The 19,490-nt window shown below is 36.0% G+C and carries 22 protein-coding genes; 13 read left to right on the top strand and 9 right to left on the bottom strand.

What is annotated here, in order from left to right:
- Nucleotides 1–27 precede the first annotated feature (27 nt).
- Complete coding sequence (locus tag QNH24_RS24460) at nt 28–1,365, bottom strand: aminotransferase-like domain-containing protein (protein ID WP_283869954.1); 1,338 nt, start codon at nt 1,363–1,365, stop codon at nt 28–30.
- Between the two features lie 143 nt (nt 1,366–1,508).
- Here QNH24_RS24460 and QNH24_RS24455 point away from each other — a divergent pair, with 143 nt between their 5' ends.
- Entirely contained in the window at nt 1,509–2,420 is a 912-nt protein-coding gene (locus QNH24_RS24455; protein ID WP_283869953.1) for a DMT family transporter, read from the top strand.
- Nucleotides 2,421–2,526: 106 nt separating this feature from the next.
- Here QNH24_RS24455 and QNH24_RS24450 read toward each other — a convergent pair whose 3' ends face one another.
- Together QNH24_RS24450 and QNH24_RS24445 are read right to left on the bottom strand one after the other, a co-directional pair.
- Nucleotides 2,527–3,621, bottom strand: coding sequence for a sensor histidine kinase (locus QNH24_RS24450; RefSeq protein WP_283869952.1), 1,095 nt, complete (start codon nt 3,619–3,621; stop codon nt 2,527–2,529).
- Entirely contained in the window at nt 3,612–4,334 is a 723-nt protein-coding gene (locus tag QNH24_RS24445) for a response regulator transcription factor (protein WP_283869951.1), read from the bottom strand. The genes QNH24_RS24450 and QNH24_RS24445 overlap by 10 nt, the downstream gene beginning before the upstream one ends.
- Before the next feature lie 157 nt (nt 4,335–4,491).
- Between QNH24_RS24445 and QNH24_RS24440 the strand changes: the two genes are divergently transcribed.
- The 6 genes from QNH24_RS24440 to QNH24_RS24415 all read left to right on the top strand — a co-directional run bounded on the left by QNH24_RS24440 (nt 4,492) and on the right by QNH24_RS24415 (nt 9,115).
- The gene (locus QNH24_RS24440; protein WP_283869950.1) at nt 4,492–5,415 is read left to right on the top strand and encodes an ABC transporter ATP-binding protein; all 924 of its coding nucleotides are present in this window, start codon (nt 4,492–4,494) and stop codon (nt 5,413–5,415) included.
- A complete protein-coding gene (locus QNH24_RS24435; RefSeq protein WP_283869949.1) occupies nt 5,408–6,106 on the top strand; it encodes an ABC transporter permease in 699 nt (232 codons plus the stop codon). Before QNH24_RS24440 ends, QNH24_RS24435 begins: the two co-directional genes overlap by 8 nt.
- A gap of 22 nt (nt 6,107–6,128) precedes the next feature.
- A complete protein-coding gene (locus QNH24_RS24430; RefSeq protein WP_283869948.1) occupies nt 6,129–7,001 on the top strand; it encodes a DUF4097 family beta strand repeat-containing protein in 873 nt (290 codons plus the stop codon).
- A gap of 30 nt (nt 7,002–7,031) precedes the next feature.
- Nucleotides 7,032–7,688, top strand: a complete 657-nt coding sequence (locus tag QNH24_RS24425) for a nucleoside/nucleotide kinase family protein (protein WP_283869947.1) — start codon at nt 7,032–7,034, stop codon at nt 7,686–7,688.
- Nucleotides 7,689–7,697: 9 nt separating this feature from the next.
- A complete protein-coding gene (locus tag QNH24_RS24420; protein WP_283869946.1) occupies nt 7,698–8,240 on the top strand; it encodes a histidine phosphatase family protein in 543 nt (180 codons plus the stop codon).
- A gap of 227 nt (nt 8,241–8,467) precedes the next feature.
- Complete coding sequence (locus QNH24_RS24415; RefSeq protein WP_283869945.1) at nt 8,468–9,115, top strand: uridine kinase family protein; 648 nt, start codon at nt 8,468–8,470, stop codon at nt 9,113–9,115.
- Nucleotides 9,116–9,157: 42 nt separating this feature from the next.
- On the opposite strand, the gene QNH24_RS24410 is transcribed toward QNH24_RS24415, so the two are convergent.
- From QNH24_RS24410 to QNH24_RS24400, 3 genes are all read right to left on the bottom strand, one after another.
- Nucleotides 9,158–9,808, bottom strand: a complete 651-nt coding sequence (locus tag QNH24_RS24410; RefSeq protein ID WP_283869944.1) for an SIMPL domain-containing protein — start codon at nt 9,806–9,808, stop codon at nt 9,158–9,160.
- A gap of 35 nt (nt 9,809–9,843) precedes the next feature.
- Nucleotides 9,844–10,467, bottom strand: coding sequence for a DUF2238 domain-containing protein (locus QNH24_RS24405; RefSeq protein ID WP_283869943.1), 624 nt, complete (start codon nt 10,465–10,467; stop codon nt 9,844–9,846).
- 229 nt (nt 10,468–10,696) lie between these two features.
- Entirely contained in the window at nt 10,697–10,999 is a 303-nt protein-coding gene (locus tag QNH24_RS24400; RefSeq protein WP_283869942.1) for a YunC family protein, read from the bottom strand.
- Between the two features lie 315 nt (nt 11,000–11,314).
- Between QNH24_RS24400 and QNH24_RS24395 the strand changes: the two genes are divergently transcribed.
- Complete coding sequence (locus tag QNH24_RS24395; protein ID WP_283869941.1) at nt 11,315–12,052, top strand: polysaccharide deacetylase family protein; 738 nt, start codon at nt 11,315–11,317, stop codon at nt 12,050–12,052.
- A gap of 67 nt (nt 12,053–12,119) precedes the next feature.
- Here QNH24_RS24395 and QNH24_RS24390 read toward each other — a convergent pair whose 3' ends face one another.
- A complete protein-coding gene (locus QNH24_RS24390; protein WP_054771304.1) occupies nt 12,120–12,377 on the bottom strand; it encodes a hypothetical protein in 258 nt (85 codons plus the stop codon).
- Between the two features lie 107 nt (nt 12,378–12,484).
- Between QNH24_RS24390 and QNH24_RS24385 the strand changes: the two genes are divergently transcribed.
- Together QNH24_RS24385 and QNH24_RS24380 are read left to right on the top strand one after the other, a co-directional pair.
- Entirely contained in the window at nt 12,485–13,279 is a 795-nt protein-coding gene (locus tag QNH24_RS24385) for a DUF2268 domain-containing putative Zn-dependent protease (protein WP_283869940.1), read from the top strand.
- A gap of 19 nt (nt 13,280–13,298) precedes the next feature.
- Complete coding sequence (locus tag QNH24_RS24380; protein WP_283869939.1) at nt 13,299–13,817, top strand: DNA-deoxyinosine glycosylase; 519 nt, start codon at nt 13,299–13,301, stop codon at nt 13,815–13,817.
- Nucleotides 13,818–14,568: 751 nt separating this feature from the next.
- Here QNH24_RS24380 and QNH24_RS24375 read toward each other — a convergent pair.
- Nucleotides 14,569–15,429, bottom strand: a complete 861-nt coding sequence (locus QNH24_RS24375) for an endo alpha-1,4 polygalactosaminidase (RefSeq protein WP_283869938.1) — start codon at nt 15,427–15,429, stop codon at nt 14,569–14,571.
- 141 nt (nt 15,430–15,570) lie between these two features.
- Here QNH24_RS24375 and QNH24_RS24370 point away from each other — a divergent pair, with 141 nt between their 5' ends.
- From QNH24_RS24370 to QNH24_RS24360, 3 genes are all read left to right on the top strand, one after another.
- The gene (locus QNH24_RS24370; RefSeq protein ID WP_283869937.1) at nt 15,571–15,921 is read left to right on the top strand and encodes a hypothetical protein; all 351 of its coding nucleotides are present in this window, start codon (nt 15,571–15,573) and stop codon (nt 15,919–15,921) included.
- Nucleotides 15,922–16,329: 408 nt separating this feature from the next.
- The gene (gene abc-f / locus QNH24_RS24365; protein ID WP_283869936.1) at nt 16,330–17,961 is read left to right on the top strand and encodes a ribosomal protection-like ABC-F family protein; all 1,632 of its coding nucleotides are present in this window, start codon (nt 16,330–16,332) and stop codon (nt 17,959–17,961) included.
- 65 nt (nt 17,962–18,026) lie between these two features.
- The gene (locus QNH24_RS24360; protein ID WP_283869935.1) at nt 18,027–18,854 is read left to right on the top strand and encodes a hypothetical protein; all 828 of its coding nucleotides are present in this window, start codon (nt 18,027–18,029) and stop codon (nt 18,852–18,854) included.
- A gap of 101 nt (nt 18,855–18,955) precedes the next feature.
- Here the strand turns inward: QNH24_RS24360 and QNH24_RS24355 are convergent, their stop codons facing one another.
- Nucleotides 18,956–19,447: an SRPBCC family protein gene (locus tag QNH24_RS24355; RefSeq protein WP_283869934.1), complete on the bottom strand. Its 492-nt coding sequence runs from the start codon at nt 19,445–19,447 to the stop codon at nt 18,956–18,958.
- Between the last annotated feature and the right edge of the window lie 43 nt (nt 19,448–19,490).

Here is a 19,490-nt window from a genome sequence, read left to right as displayed (position 1 = left end):
AAATTTTCATGAATGATTCGCTGTATATTAAAAGTGATTTTGCGGATGGCTGAGGGCATGAGCTATTTCTTGAATCCCCTTTTCAATTTTATAGTCCTCTACATTGGAAACATTGAGCTTTAAAATACGCTCCCGATAAAATCCATATAAATAATTGCGTTCAATGGTGTCTAGATAGATTTTTTTTAGCTTTAAATGCTGAATAAGCCTATTGGTATTGATTTCCCTTGGTAATACGATATGGCTATGCATGCAAATCTCTGTGGATGCTTGAAAATCAGGTAAATATTTAGTAATAGATTGTTGAAGTATATTGGCACGTTGTGTATAAGCCTCGCTAACCACCTTTTGGTACCGTTCAAACATTCCACTTTTTAGATATAGCTCTAGAGCAGCCTGTGAAATCATAGAACTATCAATATCAGCCGTATTTTTATGACGCTGAAAACTATCAATAAGTGCATTTGGTAAAACAGCAAGACCAATTCGTAAGCCTGGAAACATGATTTTGGAAAAACTTTTTAAATAAATTACATGCTGCTCTATATCATCTGTGAATAATGGATCAGATTTTGTGTTGAGGTCGAAATCTGCCAAATAGTCATCCTCGACAATATAAACGCTGTACTTATAGGCGAGTCTACGAATATCGTCCTTTTCCTTCTTACAAAAGGAGGTACCTAAAGGATTTTGTAGTCTTGGCATTGTATAAAAGAACTTAATATCCTGTTTACTAAAAATAGTTTCTAATTCCTGCAGGTCTATTCCTTTAGAAGTCCTTTTAATGCCGACGACTGGTACTTGATATGTTTTAAAATAATCCATATATAAATGGTAGCTAGGCTGTTCAACTAGAATGGTTGTGCGTTTAGTAGGAAATGGCATAATACTTAGCAAGAAAAGAGATTGCTGAACACCAGATGTGATAAAGATATTCTCCTGTTTTGTAAATACTTGATAAGTTTCTAACAATTTTTGAGCTTCTCTAACTAACGAAGGTAAGCCCTTCGGTGTACCATAGCGAAATAAGTCTGCTTGGTAGGTATCTATAGCTTTATTGATACAATGCTGGAAATCTTTATACGGAAATGCATACCAGCTAGGCGATGATGTTGCAAAATCTATTACATTGCTCGTATTTGGAGTAGAAGGGAGTTGGTGATCCACGACGTAGTATCCACTTTTTGTTTGAGCATAAATAAAATGCTGATTTTCCAGTTTTCTAAGTGCTGTCAAAATAGTGCTCTTGCTACAGGAAAATTCCCGAGATAACTGACGAATAGAAGGAAGCTTCGCACCAGCCTGTAGAGCCCCCAGCTGTATTTGGTTCAATAGATTGAAATAGATAATTTCATATTTAAGCATAAACTACCTCCTACTCATCTGTATCGGTACAGATGGGTATTTTTTATATCGTGGAAGCTTTGATTTTTTATTACGATTGCTTTACGTCAGTCAGAACGTTATTAGTCTGTTTAACGTACATTTGAAAAAAAGGGGTAATTGCTATGACAGCACAAAGAAAAGCCTATTTAGCGGCTATCGGCTATGCACTAATTATTGGATTGTCATTTATGTTTGTAAAAGTAGCTTTAACAGTAGCAAGTCCAATAGATACATTGGCACATCGTTTTTCCATTGCCTTTATCAGCATTTTGATTTTTATGATCTGTACAAAAAAACGTGTCAAAATAGGTAAGCAGGATATAATGAGGATTTTACCACTAGCTTTATTGTATCCACTTGCATTTTTTACTTTTCAAGTACTCGGACTTGCTCAAATATCTTCCACAGAGGCGGGCATTATTCAAGCAGCGATCCCTGTTTTTACATTAATTCTTGCAAGTGTGCTTTTAAAGGAAAAGTCATCACAGCTGCAGCTTTTCTTCGTTGGTCTTTCGGTGGCGGGCGTGATCTTTATGCTATGTATGAGTAATGGGGGTGCAAACACAGGCAATTTAATAGGTAGAGGATTAATTTTACTTTCAGCATTGGCAGTATCATTTTATAACATTTTTGCAAGAAAGCTTACAAGGCAATATTCTTTAATATTACTAACTTATATGATGACATTTTGTGGGTTTGTTATTTTCAATGGGGTAGCAATAGGAAATCATGTAATGAATCAAACACTTCCTCAATTTTTTAAGCCCTTTCTGTATGGTGATTTTGTTATTGCTATTGTATATTTAGGTATTTTATCTTCACTTGTGACTTCCTATTTATCTAATTATTCCTTATCAATATTGGAAGCCTCTAAAATGAGTGTTTTTAGTAATTTAGCTACATTCATTACCATACTTGCGGGCGTTATTTTTTTAAAGGAAGCTTTTCATCTGTATCATTTAATTGGTGGAGTTAGCATTGTTATTGGTGTTATCGGAACTAATTATTTTGGAAATAAGAGAGGAGCTTCATGATAAGTCTTTTACTTAGTGTATATTCGTTTCCTAAATAACTATTAATCTTATCAAAGTAATATACTCCCACCTCTTCAATGCTTTTTGCAGCCATGAGGTGGGTTTCTTATTTTTTAGGCAAGGTAATTTGAAAGGTTGTTCCTTCCGAAGGCTGGCTTTCTATAGAAATGGTTCCCTTATGAGCTTGTACAAGCTTATGAACGATTGCCATACCAAGCCCAGTGCCTTCAGAGGAAAATTCAGTAGTCGTTCCACGATAATATTGTTGAAATATATTTTCGACCATGTGTGGAGGCATACCTACACCGTTATCCACAATGTGAATATCCACATATTCAGGGTGATCAAAAATATGTGTATAAATATTTGTGCTAGGGGGATTGTGGATAATGGAATTCATAAGAATGTTTTGTAATATGCGTTGCATGAATTTCGAATCAAAGTCAATGTTTATAACAGATGTATCAGTTTTAAAATGCAATATATAGTCATTGCCCTGTGGATTGTTGCTTATATTGGCAACGATTCTTTTTGTAAAATCCACAATATCCTGATTGGTTTTATGCAAGGGTAATTGACCGTCTGTATTATTAAACTGAATGACGAGACTTAAATCTTGAATAAGTTCCTCCATATGCTTGCCTTTATCAGAAATCTCTTGAATAAAGGAACGAGCTTCCTCCTTGGTCCAATCGTATTGATCGTTTAATAAAAGGGTAGAGTAGCCTGTAATATAGGTTAATGGCGTTTTTAAATCGTGTGATATACCAGCAATCCATTCTTGTTTTGCTTGTTCAACCTTTTCACGTTCTGTTTCAGCAGCTTTTAATTTGCCTGATAAGGATTGTAGATGCTGAAGTACCTCTTGGTAGAGCATATAACGCATACGGAGCTTTCCTTTGCGTGTATAGATTTTAGATAGTCCAACAGGTTGTGTATAGTTTTCCTGTGATAGCTGATGGATCCAAGACATTATAAAACCAAGAGGACCCCCGAAATACCATCCAAATACAACAATACAAACAATAGTGCTAAATCCGAAAATCCATGCGACTAGTAGACTCTGATAAGCTTCACTAACAGATTTTTTAAAGAGAGGGAGAATACCTTCGAGTCCGATCGCAATACAAATTCCACTCAATAGCATCCATAGAATAATCCCTAGTGCAAGGTGTAACGTAAATCGAGTGTTTATTCGCATAGTGAATCCTCTTTCGGTGGAATAAATTTATACCCAATGCCCCTTAAATTCACAATTATTTTAGGTTTACGCGTATCATCCCCAAGTTTTTTCCTTAGCTTTGAAATATGAATTGTGACGGTTTTCTCCTCACCATATACATCATTTCCCCATACAAATTCGTAGAGTTGTGAAGTTGTAAAAATGCGATTTGGATTTTTACAAAAGAAGTGCAGTAGCTCTAGCTCTTTAGCTGTGCATTCGACGAGCTGATTGTGAACGGTTAATGTTGCAGATTCAGGATTAAGAGCAAAATAACCTAAATCAAATTTTGTACTCTGTTGTTGAGAACTTTCATACATTTTTTGACGTCGAAGGATGACCTTTATTCGAGCCACGACCTCTAAAGGATTAAAAGGCTTTGTAATATAATCATCTCCGCCAATACCTAATCCCGTTAATTTATCAAAATCAGTAGAGCGAGCACTAACAAAAATAATGGGTGTATTTGTATGCTTACGTATTTCTGTGCAAAGTTCAAATCCACTTATATCTGGTAGCATGATATCGAGCAAAATAATATCGTAATGATTTTCTTTTACAAGCTGTAGTGTACTTTTGCCTGTTGAAGCAGTATCAATATTGATAAAGTTTTCTTTCCGTAACGTAATTTCTAATAATTTTAATATACCCATTTCATCATCTACGATTAGGATTTTTTCAGCAGTTTCCATTTTTATCCCTCATTTCAATTTCATCATAACAGCTTCTGATCTTTATATCCTTACTCTATCGAAAAAATTACTGTCATTTTCCATTGAGTTTACTTTGATTTTACTTTCGTTTATTAAGCTGAATGTAACGAATTCAAAATGATAAGGAGTCAATAACATGGAAGCCGTTATTCAATTACATCAATTAAGTAAGAGCTTTAAAGGAGTCGAAACTGTCTCGAACGTTAATATGAACGTTAAGAAGGGGGAGATTTATGGGTTTCTAGGTCCGAATGGGGCTGGGAAGACAACGATTATGAAGATGATTTTAAATTTGGTAAAACCAACTTCAGGTGAAATTAAAATATTGAATCAATCCATTTCTACTACTTCTTATCAATACTTAAGCAAAATAGGAAGCATTATCGAGTACCCGGAATTTTACGATAGGCTAACAGCGAAGGAGAATTTAGAGCTTCACTGTGAGTATATTGGAGTTTATGAAAAAGGAGCCACCGAAGAGGCATTAGAGATAGTAGGTCTTGGTGGAGTTGAGCATAAAAAAATACATGAATTTTCTTTGGGGATGAAGCAAAGATTAGGGATCGCACGTGCCATTGTTGCCAAACCGGAAATTCTTATTTTAGATGAGCCGATTAATGGTCTTGATCCAATTGGTATTAAAGATATTCGAGAGCTCTTGCTACATCTAAAGGAGAAGCTTGGAATCACTATATTAATATCAAGTCATATCGTATCAGAAATTGAATCAATAGCAGATACAATTGGTGTCCTTCATCATGGGGAATTATTGAAGGAAGTGAAAATGGACGATATTCGAAAAGAGAACATGGAGTATCTGGAGATTAAAATAGACGATGTGAAAAAGGCGATTCATGTGCTAGAGAACAAGTTAGGAATTCGCAAATATGAAATTGTCAATCAGCAGTGTATTCGAATTTTTGAACATGATATTTCTCAATCTCAAATTAATAAAGAACTTATATTCAATAACATTGCGGTCAATGGCATTGAAAAACAGCAACAACATTTAGAAGAGTATTTCTTAAATCTTATTAATGGAGGGAATCAAATTGCTTAAACTATTAAGACTTGAATGGAAAAAGAACAGCATGACTAGCTATTTTAAAGGTTTAATCATTTGTATTATTGGAATTTTTGCGGCAGTTGCACTTATGGCGGTTGGTTCTGCAGATGAAAGGATGTTTCAAGATTATACAGATTTTATGTCTTTGACAAACATATTAATTCGCATTGTTTTTATCATTTTTTCGAGTGTAATTCTATCTCGTTTAGTCATTGACGAATACAAAAATAAGACAGTTCAATTATTATTTACGTATCCATTAAAAAGGAAAAAAATTATTGTCGCTAAGCTGTCTTTAGTTTGCGGATTTTGTTTCTTTAGCATTATCATTGCGACCTTAATGATGAATATTGCTGTTTATTTTTTAAATCCTATGATGAACTTCTTTGAATCTCCCGTTGAGATACAGGAGATGATAGCTACTATACCTTCTACCTTGATCATTGCTTTTATGATGGCTGGGGTAAGCCTAATTCCTTTGTACTTTGGTATGCGAAAAAAATCAACAGCTTCGACAATTACATCCGCTGTTTTAATTGGATTTTTGATTAATGCTACGGTTTCAAATGGGGAAACATCTATAAGTTTATCTCAATTTATCATTGTCCCAACAATAATGTGTCTATTAGGGCTTATTATCGGCTATCTTTCCTATTATAAAGTCGACAAAGTAGATTTAACCTAAAAATGAGAAGTGAGGATGTAATATGAAAAAAGCAATCATAGTATTGATATTCGTTATTGCGATAGGAGGAATATTCTTCACGCTTAAAATAGATGGAGAAAAGAGCATTACTGAAGAACAGTCCTTTGATGTTGAGCAAATTAAAGAGCTAGAACTAAATATAGAGTCCTGGGATATAGCATTAGAAAATACAGAATCTGATAAACTAACAATTAAATTTAACAGTAAGCAACAACAAAAGCAGCAAAGCAATCCTGTTGAAATTAAGAAAGACGGAAATAAAGTAAAGGTACTTCAACAAGACACTGAAAAAGGGGCTATGAAAAATTTTAGCTTTGGAAAAAAAGCTACTATTCACATTTCAATCCCCAATAATGCAGTGAGTAAAATTGCATTAAAAAATAGCTATGGTGATATCAAAATTAACAACATTGAAACAGAAGAACTTACAATCTCTACGGATTCTGGCGCTAAAATCATTAAAGGGCTATCGGCAGATAAAGGTACAATTACATCAAAAGATGGTGAATTAAGTATCGTAGACAGTTCTTTAAATGAATTAACGATAGCTGCTACAAATGGTGATAGCTATATTACTAGAGTCAACAGTCTGAAAACGAAAATTACTTCGACTAACGGTGAAGTCTTAATGAAAGAAATCAGCGAAGGAAAAGCACTATTTGTAGAAACGGCTTCAGGGGATATTACGATCTCATACAAAGAGGCACCAACATCATTAGAGCTTATAGCGAACAGTGAATCATCTGACATAAGCGTTAATTTAGAAGGTTATCAGAAGGAAGAACATACGGATCAATTAAAGAAAGGTAAGATTGGCGATGCGTCAAATAAATTGGAACTAATTAGCAATGAAGGTATAATAACTGTAAAATGAAAAATTTACAATCTGTGAGGTCAATAAATCATGTTAAGACGAGAACTTGTTTCAAAAGTAGCGGATAATATACTAGATTTGCAACTTCACCATCCAATTAAAGTAGCGATTAGTGGAATAACAGCTTCGGGGAAAACAACTCTTGCCAATGAGCTTGCTGAAGAGCTTCGTGGAAGAGAAAAGGAAGTAGTACGAACAAGCATTGACAATTTTCATCATCCAAGAGCGATTCGTTATAGACAGGGAAAGGATTCAGCAATAGGTTATTATGAAGATGCACACGATTATCAAAAGCTAAAGGAAAAACTGCTAATTCCTTTGGGGGAAATTGGAGATCGCCGGTATCAGACGATTTCGTTAGATTTAGAAAAAGATGAATATGTAAATCCTGAAAAGCAGATAGCAAAAGACGATACTATTTTCATTGTTGATGGAACATTCTTATTGAAAAAAGAACTAATACATTTATTTGATTATAAAATTTTTGTACAGACAAATTTTGAGCTAGCTAGAAAAAGGGGAGCAAAGCGGGAGACGATCGCATTCGGAAGCTATGAAAAGGCAGAGGAAATGTTTTTGAACCGGTATCACGCAGCATCGAACCTTTATTTAAAGGAGCATAATCCTCAAGAAAATGCAGATATAGTGATTAGTAACAATGATGTAGGTTCTCCATATTTTCTTTAGGAGGTTTATATGGTTAAACATATTTATGTCATTAGACATTGCGAAGCCCAAGGACAATCGTCGGATGCTTCTTTAACAGAACAGGGCTTTCATCAGGCTGAAGTTTTAGCAAAGTTTTTTGCTGACAAAAAAATTGATCGAATTATTACTAGTCCCTTTTTACGGGCAATTCAAACTATAGAACCACTGAGTACGAGGGGAAATATAAATGTTGAAATTGACGAACGCCTTTCAGAACGCATATTAGGCACAAGTGATTTGCCCGATTGGTATGAAAAACTTCGGGCAACTTTTACCGATTTGGAGTTAAAGTTTGAGGGTGGAGAGTCAAGTAATGAAGCGATGGAACGTATCGTTAACGTAGTTGAGGAAACTATCAAAAGTGAGTCTGAACATACAATTATCGTTAGTCATGGAAATATAATAACCTTACTGTTGAAAAACTATCATAATGATATAGACTTTCAATTTTGGACTCAATTAAGAAATCCAGATGTTTTTAGGCTAAGTGTTAAGGATCATGAAATGACTTTAGATCATATATGGAAATGAAAAAAGTTTAGGTGAATATCCTTCCTATTCAATAAAAGTTGGATCTCATTAGTTAAAACGTATTCGTGTGTATAAGTTGATTCCGTTCCAACTGGCCCCCAGGAAAGAGCCCAGTCAGAACGGAAATCAACCCCACATTATGGTGATGAGATAAATTTTTAGATGTAAAGTCGATAATTAAAATTTATGTAATTGTATTTTGTGGTAAAAAGAAACGGGGGAGAAAGATGGATAGGTTATTGCAAGATATCATTACTTGGATCAAAAAGAAAGATAGATCAATTGTTATTGGTGTTTCAGGACACGGTGCAGCAGGAAAAACAACATTTGCCAACAAACTTATCGACCATTTAAACCAAAGTGAAGTGAATTATATTAATACAGACCCGTATATTGTTAGTTCGAATATACGCAAGCATACAATTATCAACTATACTTTTCGAAACGAACATCATCATTTTAAAATGACCGCTTGCCATCCAGCGGCACATCATTTACCTTCTTTGGAAAGAGATATTCAGATGGTTAGAGAAGGTCTGGATTTATTGACAATTGATACGCATTATATGAAAAGTGCGTTAATTTCTTCAAAAACTAAAATAACCATTGTTGAGGGAATGAGTGTAGCATTTATTAATCCGAAATTATTTGATTTAAAAATTTATTTTTATACAGATGGTGATACGGAATTAAAGAGAAGGTCAGGGCGAGATATACTAGAAAGGGGAACAAATATCGATTATTTAAGGCAGTCTCATGAGGAACGACGGATTCAATATGAATTGTTTATGCATTCTTTTAGACAGCATTTTGATATTATTGTTAAAACGTCGAATGATATAGTATGCCTAGAAAAAATCGCTTTTGATTTTTAAATCAGAGCTTTCTGCAATTCAAAAGGGCAGAAAGCTCTTGTCTTAATATTGAAATTTCACTCTAACAGTCGCATTAATAGCCATTTGCCCCTGTTCAATAGGTGTAGCAATTGTTGAATCGGCCATCGTCATGGATTTATAGAGGACGGGGCTATTTTCATGTTCCTCAACAATTTCAATTGGCTGGGGCTGCAAATTCAAATACATCGCATCTGCAATTGTTTTAGCTTTCATTTGGGCATTATGGAGAGCTAAAGTAAGTGCTTGCTGGTAATAGGCATCTGTATCTGAAATGTTAAATTGAATGGAGGAAATCCGATTTGCACCATTTTGCACAGCTTTGTCAATAACGGCACCAACCTGATTCGTGTCCATCACCTTTACTGTAATGGCATTGGTCACTTTATAGCCATTAAAAATTTGTTCACCATTCTCAAAATCATAAAGGGGTAAAATCGTGTAGTCTGTTGTTTGAATATGTTCTCTTGGGATTTTAAGTGCTAACAGAGATTGCATGACAGGATTCATTATTATCGCATTTTCCTTCTGTGCATCCTGAACATGTTTCCCTTGTGTATTTACTTCAACTTGCAGCTGTACAAAGCCTGCCCTTGCCATTACTTTTCCATGACCATTCACAATGATAACACGCTGTGCATAAGGAACTTGCTGACCACCAGTTGAATAATACATCGAAAACCACCTTTCTAAAGGCTCAATGCTGCCTGCTATCCTTTATCTTTCAGATTTTTTAATAATTTATCATGTAATTTGGTAAATAGCAGCAATGTTAAAAGTGTTCCAATAAGGGCTAAAAACATGTCCCATTGTGCATCCCAGCGATCGCCTTGCATTCCGACAAAATCCTTCGATCCTTTACTACCTTTGGAGATTTTTGTGCTTAACCATTCAATGATTTCATAGGTAGCTGCAAAAGCAAGCATAATACTAAATGTAATGCCTGATAACCAAGCCCCTTTTGTTAATGGCGTCTTTCGTATTAATATTTCCCTTATAACAATCGCCATTAAACCTTTAAAGAAATGTCCAAAGCGATCATAGTTATTTCGCTGTAAATGGAATTCTTCTTTAATCCAATTAAAAAGAGGGACCTCTGAATAGGTATAGTGTCCACCAATAAACGTTAAGATGGATAAAAAAGCGATAATACAATATGAAAAAGTTGTGAAACGGAATTTATTATAGATGACAGTAACAAAGATAATTGCTACAACGGCAGGACTTACCTCAGCTAGCCAATCCAAATAGGAAGCTGGTTTTATTACAGACCAGAGAAAAATAATGATGACGATTAATAATAAAATGACATGTATTTTCTTATCTTTACCCATCACGCACACTCCTTTGCCTAAAGTATAGGGAAGGCGCGGCTATGTTATACAAAAATATGACATCAGCTAAAAAAGCGTCTAGTTGAGTGGTGCACTGACGCTTTGTTTATCTTGATTTAGCAAATCTTTACTGCGAAAGTGCAGAGACAGCTACGGATTTTGAAGAGGAGCTTTTCGAGCAAGCTCAAAAAAATCCGGACCCATTTACGCTGGGGTATAATTGAAGGCTTTAGATCATTTTTAATAAAGCCTCTACTCCAGACATTCCTTCAGTAATGCCCAACTGTTGTGCCTCATAGGTTACTGATTCTAGAGGAGCTGTCAATAGTTCATCGATTGTTTTTACACCAACAGCTCGCCCAGCGATAATTTTCCGATCAGCTAGGCGGTCATTTAACAAACCGACATCCAATGCCCCGCACATTATATAGCCCGTATTATTTGAAACCGTCAGTAGTGTTGTTTTGGGTAATTGAACAGCCACCGCAGTGAAGAAATGTCCCTTAATCATAATAGGCTCTATTGTCACCATCAAAATCACTCCTTTTCTCTATATACATATGGCAGGAGCTAAAAAGGTGTTCGACATTTTTTATTAAAAAATACAATTAGATTATTCATCATTGCTTTGAAAAGACGAGCTTTTAGTGTTATCACTTATTTTTTGTTAAACATATGATAAATATCTTGCTCAACTATTAATTCCTGTGACAATTCTGATATTATCAAAAGAGGATTTCTGTAATATTTAAAGGGAAAACCGCCAATCCTTCTCAAGTATAATTCATTGTAATTCGTAAATAGTAAGTTGACGGAGTAATGTGAATGTGACTTGGGAGGTGATGCTATGACACGTAAATATGTAATGATTCTAAGCATTTGTTTTTTTATCATATCGGTTTGTTCTACAGGGCTGATAACGTATGCGGATAAAGGCCGCCCCTATTATGAGGAGACAGGAAAAGTTGTGTGGGATATCAATACAGAAGACAAAATAATTGCCCTCACCTTTGACGATGGACCACATCCTAAGTATACGGCAGCTATTTTAGATTTATTGGCAAAGTATGATGCAAAGGCTACCTTTTTTATTATTGGAAAAAATGCAGAAAAATATCCAGAGGTTGTTTTACGATCTTATTCTGAAGGACATGAGTTAGCCAATCATACGTATTCACATCCGTTCAAAGTTTCTGTAGCTGAATTGCAAAAGGAGCTGCGTCAGACAAAGGAAATAATTTATAGCATAACTGGATCTTCTCCGGTTTTATTCCGTCCTGTAGGTGGTAACTATAATGATTCAATGATTAATGCCGCTGTTAAGGATGGATACAAAGTAGTTATGTGGTCTTGGCATCAGGATACTCAGGATTGGAAGGAGCCAGGTGTCAAGAAAATTACACAAAAGGTACTGAAGGGATCAAAGCCTGGTGATGTTATTTTATTCCATGATGGAGGCGGCGATCGCAGTCAAACCATTAAAGCGCTGGAGGAAATATTGCCAGCGTTGAAAAAGCAAGGCTATACATTTGTCACGATATCCGAGCTGATAGAAAGCAAACAGCAGAAAGAGCAAGTGCAATAATAGGAATAAGCCATCTCAACAGTTGTTTGATATGGCTTATTTTCCTCAATTTACTGAAGCAAATTAATTACCAAAATAGAAGTGGTGCAAGTGCAATCCCAACAATTGTTCCAAGTGCGATACCAACACCGAAGCCTGCTCCTCTAAAGCCCCAACCCCAGAAACCCAAACCATAACCACCAAATCGTCTATCAGGAAGAATCCATACCTGTCTTCTATCCACTCTAGTTATTTCTCCATAATGTACTTTTCCGCATGATTCAGTAATTTTTACACGTTTACCTTGATATTGACAGCAAAGATTATAAGTATCAGCTGGATTCACAATTATCCCTCCTTTCAGCTTCCTTACAAGCTAATATATGCTGTTTCATCTACCCATCATTAGCCGATTGTCTATTGGACACATAAGCTATAGTTGGAGGTGTGAGGATGTCAGTTATACCAACAAATGAGTGGTTACATGAAATTATGGAGATTCAAAAGCTTGTGCCTAAGAGAAACATCTATGAATTACAGCGCTCTATCATTTGTAATCGTCTAATAGAGATCTTTAATAGTGGAAATCCGGAAGAAATACAATTTGAATTGCAGCAGCAGGGGCTATATTTGCCACATGAAAACTTAGCTATTCAAATGTTAGAAAAACAAAATGTTTGGCTAATTGTGCAAGAAGAATTTAATTACTTAAAAGAAAAATGGAACGGTCCTAATGTACCAATCTATATACTCCCTATAACACAGGAACAAACAATGACTAATAAAAATGGTACTGCCTATCCTAATGCCCTATTTTTATTTGTTGGGGAACTTAAAAAACAGGAACTTCGAGCATTATTTGCACATGAATACAACCATGTTTGTCGTCTGCATTGTATAAATAAATCTTTAAACGAAGTGACCTTGTTAGATTCTTTAATTTTAGAGGGCTTGGCAGAATGTGCAGTAGAAGAAATTTATGGAGATGAGTGGTTAACACCGTGGTTGGGGAATTATTCGATGGAAAAGATGCTGGAAATATGGAAAAAGTATTTTTTATCTCAGATAAATAGTCAGGGATTGGCGCATCATGCGGAATTTTTATATGGTGGAAAGCTACCTCAGTGGGTTGGATATTGCATTGGCTATGAAATTGTAAGGACGTATATAAAAAATCATTCATCAAACAAACTTCTTTTAAAAGATTCGAAGGAGATTCTTATTGGCTCTGATTTTCCGTTACAATAAGAAGAAAGGAGTGATTGGCGTGTCAGATGAACTAAAAAATGTATTACCGCCCGTAATTGACTTGTCAACGAAGGTGCTAATTGTTGGCTCAATGCCTGGAAAACAATCATTAGAGAAACAGCAATATTATGGTAACCCACGCAATCACTTTTGGGCGATTATTGGGGAAATATTAGAGACAACAATTCCAGATAACTATGAACAAAGATTGCAGTTGTTAAAGAGTAACCATATTGGTCTTTGGGATACAATAGCATCTTGTGAGCGTAAGGGAAGCTTAGATGCGGCTATTCGTAATGAAAAGCCGAATGATTTTCAAATGCTTTTTGAGCACTATCCTAACATTGAGTTAATACTTTTTAATGGAGCAAAGGCTTTTGATGTTTTTAAAAGGCATATTGGTTTTGAAGTTTTAGCTAAGCGTGCCTATCAAAAAATGCCCTCAACTAGCCCTATACCTGGTAAAAATATTAAATCTTTTGAGGAAAAGCTCAAGGATTGGCAAGTGATGTGCCCCTATTTACCTAACATAAAATAACCTCTATTGTTGGAGGTTATTTTTCATGTTGTTGAAATACTATTATGTAAATGAAATCAAGGTGACAAATTAAAAAATATAGCCCTTTTTCAAAACGAGAGGTTGATCTCCGTTCCGTCTGAGTGCTTTCCTAGGGGCGTCCGATGAGCCGCTTCACTCGCTTCATTGCTCGCTCCAGGGTCTCATTTGCGACGCTGTGAACTCTCCGAAGAGTCACTCAGTCTACACTCCAATCAACCATTGCTCATAGTATTTTCATTGGTATTTCACAAAAATGTATATAGTGATAAATTGAAGTCTTTACCACCACTATTTTGTGAAAAATGGAGCTTTGATAAAAATTTTTCTATACGAAAGCAGTTCGACAGCAATAAGTGGCTTTGTAAAGGTAGAAATTAGTTTTATGCATAAAACTAAAATGTAGGTTGGCAACTATAGAATTGTACCACTATTTTTTCCATTTAATGATGGTAAGTAACATGCTTTTACTTTACTTTTGTGGGAAGAAAATATTTAAAGTTCTACACCATTGCAGATTGGAGTGCAAGGCTACTCGACTCCCGTGGGATAGCGAGACAGACGAGACCCTGCACGGAGCGTTAGCGCAGGAAGCGGCTCGTCGCTCGCCCACAGGAAAGCGAGTAGCCTGGAACGGAAATCACCTTCATTTTGACTAAATATTCACAAAGAGTCCCTTGACCATTTAGTTTTTCAACACTATGAAAATAACCTCCATTGTTGGAGGTTATTTTTACTGCCATGTATTGTAGTAAGACCCCGCTGGACTAAAGAAGAATTTAAAATCATATTTTTCAGCCAATGCACGACTTTTCACTTCATTATTAAATCCAATTGTCATAACCTGTGTACCAAACTTTTCACGAATGTGAACTAATTGCTTCATCATATCCAATGACCATTCATCTTTCTCAACTACCCCATATGTAAAGTCTTCCCACATAATAAAATCGACATAGGGAGCAGTATAATCAGCTAGCGTTTGAAAGCCCCAATTTTGTGCAACGGATAGTCCATTATATTGTTGCTTTATCTCTTTAATAAAGGACAGCATTGCTTCATTTTGTGCATGTTGTTCTTTTTCAAGTAAGAAAGAATTAATATTGCCAACTGTATCTAAAAAAACCCCATCTAACCCTTTTTGTACAATCTGTGTTTTAATTTCTTCTAGTAAAAGCTCTTGATAATGTGCAGAGGTCATATCCACTAAATAGGAATCCCATTCTGAGAAATACATTTTTTCTCCATGGTCATCCCTATAAAAATCACCTTCCAGTAATTGGTTATATAGCTCTGAGTTCCACTTGTCTGCCTCCATAGCATTTATATAACCATACACTAATGTCCCATTGCTTTGAGCCTGATCAATATAATGCTGTTGCATTTCAATAGGCTCCACTATGACTAGGTCAACTTTAGCCATTTCTTTCCCGATTGTTTCATTACCTTTATCTAAATAATATTTGTAATCCTTCACTGCCGCTAGTTTTTCTGAAATACTGATAGATTCAGCTGTATGATTAGCCGAGAAAAAATAGATGCAAATGCCCAAGGATAATAGAATTATTGTAATAATAAAAGCAGCTTTTCGCATAAGTTCCCCTCTCCTTGAAATAACTACCTTTTATTATACAGATTCGTTAGTTGATTAGGTATAAATGTATCCCTTAGGCAATAGCTCAACAGTTATTTGCCCTTTTTCATATACTGACTTAAGTAAAAGGGGGAGTTTGTATTGTATTATAATCCATATGGGGAGAACTTCCAACGCCCAGGTTGGAATGAACCTAATTTTGAGTCGTCGTTTGGACCACCTAATTTTGGACCACCAGCAGGTCAAATGCCGATGAGCGCACCACCAGGCTTTTCACCACCTATCCCAGCCTGGCAAGTAGGCTCAAGTGGTATCCGCTCCTGCTTATTTAGAAATACGTTTATTTGGATGAATAACGGGAGAAGTTTTTGGTTTTTCCCAACTGCGATAGGGCGGGAGTTTGTAGCAGGTTTTAGATGGAGCAATCGTTATGGCTGGCGCTTCCGTACCATTACTAGAAATAGCATACGTTCCTTTGAATGCTTTAGGTAGTATCAATTTCGCCTTGGCTAATTGAAGCTTTCGCTACAGATAATGAATGAAGATAAATAGTTGGCTTTTAGAAAAATGATGTTACAATGATTGTAACGAAAAATGAAGGGACGATGGGTGGCTAATGAATAACTAATCTTAATTTTTGTACATGAAAAAGGTTTTTCAATGACTCAAAAATAGGATTAGTCTGCCCATTTTCCATAACTATAGTTGTTTCGCTATTAATTTGTTAATGCATAGCTGAGCTTGTTTTTCCTATGTTAAAAAATAGGAAACCGAGCATTTTTAGTAATGGATCACAAAGATAGCATTCAATTATTTGTGCATGATATTGTTGCGACTAATCCTTCCAAAATAATTGGAGGGATTTTTTTGTCCCTCTAAGATAGAGAGGGATGGATACGTATGAAGGAAATTTTGCAATTACAGGATGTTCGATATGAAATTAACGATACAATGATTTTTAACAATGTTTCAGGTGCTGTTAAACAAGGCGAGGTAATTGGCATCATCGGAAGAAATGGTGCTGGTAAATCCACATTATTACAATTGATCTCAGGTTTATTAGAGCCCTCTAGAGGACAGCTACGTTGGCTATATTCTGTAAAAGTTGTATATGTCGAGCAAGAGCTGGCTTATTTTGATTTAACGGAGGTTACCACGAGTGAGGCTGATTTACTTGCGAAATGGCGGGTTTCCAACGTACCCTTTTCTACATTAAGTGGTGGAGAAAAGCTGAAAATGCGACTGGCAGAAGGTTTTTCCCAAAACGCCCAGCTACTCTTACTTGATGAACCGACAAATCATCTGGATGAGCAGAGTACGGCTTTATTAATAGAGCAAGTAAAAGATTACACTGGCACAATCATTGTAGTGTCCCATGATCGGTATTTTCTAGATGAGATTGCAACAAAAATTTGGTCATTGGAAGAGGGAAAGCTTATTGAGCATAGTGGTAATTATTCGAGCTATATGGAGGCCAAAAAGCATCGAAGGCTAACGCAGCAGCGAGCATTCGAAAAGCAGCAAAAAAATATAGAGCGAATAGAGGACCAAATGCAAGCATTAACATCCTGGTCTCAAAAGGCACATGTGCAATCTACAAAGCAAGAGGGATTTAAGGAGTATCATCGTGTCAAAGCAAAGCGAATGGATTCACAAATTAAGTCAAAGAAAAAAAGATTGGAGAAGGAGTTAGCAAAGAATAAGGTCGAAGCAATTGCCCCTGAAGATGAAATACGTTTCACCTTAGGTACAAATCAACGAGTAGGTAAGAGGATGCTAGAAACAAAGCGTTTAAAGATGCGTTTTGAAGAACGGCTACTGTTTCAGGATGTTAATTTGACAGCTAAATTTGGTGATAAAATTGCTATAACGGGAACCAATGGCAGTGGAAAAACGACATTATTAAAAATACTTTTAGGTCAGTTAAAGGCTGAGGGAGAGATTTGGATATCTCCTGCAGCAAATATTGGCTATTTAACACAAGAGGTATTTGATCTGCCACTTGAGCAGACACCAGAGCAATTCTTTTATAAAGAAACCTTTGAAGAGCGCGGTAAGGTTAGAAATCTCATGAAGCATTTGGGATTTACCTCAGCACATTGGTCTTCACCAATAGGTAAGATGAGTATGGGGGAACGGGTGAAATGCAAACTGATGGCGTATATTATAGAAGATAAAAACTTTCTAGTTTTGGATGAGCCAACAAATCATCTTGATTTACCATCACGTGAACAGCTGGAGAAAACTCTTGCTCAATACAAGGGTACCTTATTTGTAGTATCACATGATCGATATTTTCTTGAGAAGGTGACGAATAGCGTGTGGGAGCTATGCCATCAGCGTATCGAGAAAAAATGGAGCGATAATTCTCCCTCAGCAGTTGATGCTAAAGAGGCACTACGTTTAACGCTTGAGACAGAAAGACAGGAGATATTAGGAAAGCTGAGTTTTTTAACAGCAAAGAATAAGGAATATGCATTGCTAGATCAAAAGTTTAAGGAGCTAACGCAGCGAATTAATGAACTAAAATAAACGTTTATGCCGATAATGGATAGGGAAAAATAAAATAATAAAGCATTTGAAATGGAGGCAATATCATGAAAAAACTACTTTTTGCATTCATGCTATTTAGTTTTACTATCATCAGTGCCTGCTCTGACAGTGATGAAAAAAATAATACACAATCTGAAAAAGAACTTCCATCACAAGAAAATCAACAACAGGAAGAGCGACAGACACCTGAAAAGCAGAATGAAAAGCCAGCAACCAATGGCAATAACGATAATACGGTGGCATCCATTACACAGGCTGAAGCTTTAAAAAATATTAAGGATCAGCTTAAAACAAACCTTCCTATTTATTTGCCAGCAAAGCTTCCTATTCCAGAGGGTGCTTTCCTAACGGCGACGACTAAGGCTGAGAATCAACAAGTTGAAATAATATTTTATGAAAGTGAACAGTATTTGCCGATTAATGATATTAAGCTTAAAAATCCAGAATCTGCGACAGTGCTTGCACGACTTACTGTGAAGCAGTATGGAAGTACCAAAGAAGCCAATGAGCAAATTGCCTTTGAGAACTTTAGTAAAAATGGTGGTCAGGAGGTCGATCTTGGCAATAAAATTAAAGGCTATCAGGATGCTGGCGTTGGTTCGTTATGGACTGGTTGGAATGAGGGGAGATGGGCAATAGCAACTCATACTCGAACAGACAATCCAGAGGCTGGTGTAAAGCTTGCAAAGCAGGCAGTACAGTTTTTGGAAACGCATATGCTTCCGGTTCCAAAGCAAAACGGCTCTGCCCATTTAGATGTTTATGAAACAGGAAATTTAATTGTTTGGCAGGATGAAACCCTTGTCTATACGCTGGATACTATAAAAGATCCGCTAAAAGCACTTGAAATAGCAACAGCATTTTATCACTAATTAAAACCCTCCTAGAGCAGAGAATAGCGCTCTAGGAGGGTTTTTGGATCTTGATTTAGAGCAAGATAAAGCTACTCTTTAAAATCCAGACGCAATTACGTTTAAATCTTTTCTACTTCTGCTACAAGCTTTTTATATTCTGTAAACTGTTTCTCCCACTCTTCCATTGGATATTCCTCATGTATCGTTCCATTTAATAAGTCTGACAGTAGGTCCAAGCATATATGCCAGCCAGCTAAATCTTTAGGAGTATGCGCCGTTAATTCACCAATTGATTCTGCCAGTAGAAGTACCGAGCCGTTGTCGGTAGGGGAGAGCTCAAATCTGACCGTATCATTGCCCCAATCAAATTCAAGTACCTCTTTTTTCACATAATCTGTAATCTGGATTTCTAAAAAGGTAGCTGTGCCATCATTCATATCAAAATGGATTTTACCATTTTTTTGTAGATGGATGATTTCTAAATTACTCATCCATTTTTGAAGCTTATCATTTTCCGTTAAAGCAGCCCAAACCGTCTCCGTTGGATGGGGTAATGAGCGACTGAACTTGACGATATAATGATTGTGTTGTTTTTGAATTGTAGCAATCATGGGGTAACCTCCTAATTTTTTAAACTATAAGCTCTTCAATGTA

The organism is Lysinibacillus pakistanensis (genome assembly GCF_030123245.1).
Lineage (GTDB): Bacteria > Bacillota > Bacilli > Bacillales_A > Planococcaceae > Lysinibacillus > Lysinibacillus pakistanensis.
The sequence above is the reverse complement of the archived record's forward strand: the minus strand, read 5'-3'. Positions and strand labels throughout refer to the sequence as shown.

Bases quoted from the DNA above. Each gene is read 5' to 3' on its own strand.
- QNH24_RS24425 (WP_283869947.1), top strand. From the start codon at position 7,032: ATGTTAAGACGAGAACTTGTTTCAAAAGTAGCGGATAATATACTAGAT.
- QNH24_RS24385 (WP_283869940.1), top strand. From the start codon at position 12,485: ATGTCAGTTATACCAACAAATGAGTGGTTACATGAAATTATGGAGATT.
- QNH24_RS24355 (WP_283869934.1), bottom strand. From the start codon at position 19,447: ATGATTGCTACAATTCAAAAACAACACAATCATTATATCGTCAAGTTC.
- QNH24_RS24460 (WP_283869954.1), bottom strand. From the start codon at position 1,365: ATGCTTAAATATGAAATTATCTATTTCAATCTATTGAACCAAATACAG.
- QNH24_RS24375 (WP_283869938.1), bottom strand. From the start codon at position 15,429: ATGCGAAAAGCTGCTTTTATTATTACAATAATTCTATTATCCTTGGGC.
- QNH24_RS24430 (WP_283869948.1), top strand. From the start codon at position 6,129: ATGAAAAAAGCAATCATAGTATTGATATTCGTTATTGCGATAGGAGGA.
- QNH24_RS24445 (WP_283869951.1), bottom strand. From the start codon at position 4,334: ATGGAAACTGCTGAAAAAATCCTAATCGTAGATGATGAAATGGGTATA.
- QNH24_RS24360 (WP_283869935.1), top strand. From the start codon at position 18,027: ATGAAAAAACTACTTTTTGCATTCATGCTATTTAGTTTTACTATCATC.
- QNH24_RS24450 (WP_283869952.1), bottom strand. From the start codon at position 3,621: ATGCGAATAAACACTCGATTTACGTTACACCTTGCACTAGGGATTATT.
- QNH24_RS24395 (WP_283869941.1), top strand. From the start codon at position 11,315: ATGACACGTAAATATGTAATGATTCTAAGCATTTGTTTTTTTATCATA.
- QNH24_RS24410 (WP_283869944.1), bottom strand. From the start codon at position 9,808: ATGTATTATTCAACTGGTGGTCAGCAAGTTCCTTATGCACAGCGTGTT.
- QNH24_RS24420 (WP_283869946.1), top strand. From the start codon at position 7,698: ATGGTTAAACATATTTATGTCATTAGACATTGCGAAGCCCAAGGACAA.
- QNH24_RS24405 (WP_283869943.1), bottom strand. From the start codon at position 10,467: ATGGGTAAAGATAAGAAAATACATGTCATTTTATTATTAATCGTCATC.
- QNH24_RS24440 (WP_283869950.1), top strand. From the start codon at position 4,492: ATGGAAGCCGTTATTCAATTACATCAATTAAGTAAGAGCTTTAAAGGA.
- abc-f (WP_283869936.1), top strand. From the start codon at position 16,330: ATGAAGGAAATTTTGCAATTACAGGATGTTCGATATGAAATTAACGAT.
- QNH24_RS24415 (WP_283869945.1), top strand. From the start codon at position 8,468: ATGGATAGGTTATTGCAAGATATCATTACTTGGATCAAAAAGAAAGAT.
- QNH24_RS24455 (WP_283869953.1), top strand. From the start codon at position 1,509: ATGACAGCACAAAGAAAAGCCTATTTAGCGGCTATCGGCTATGCACTA.
- QNH24_RS24400 (WP_283869942.1), bottom strand. From the start codon at position 10,999: ATGGTGACAATAGAGCCTATTATGATTAAGGGACATTTCTTCACTGCG.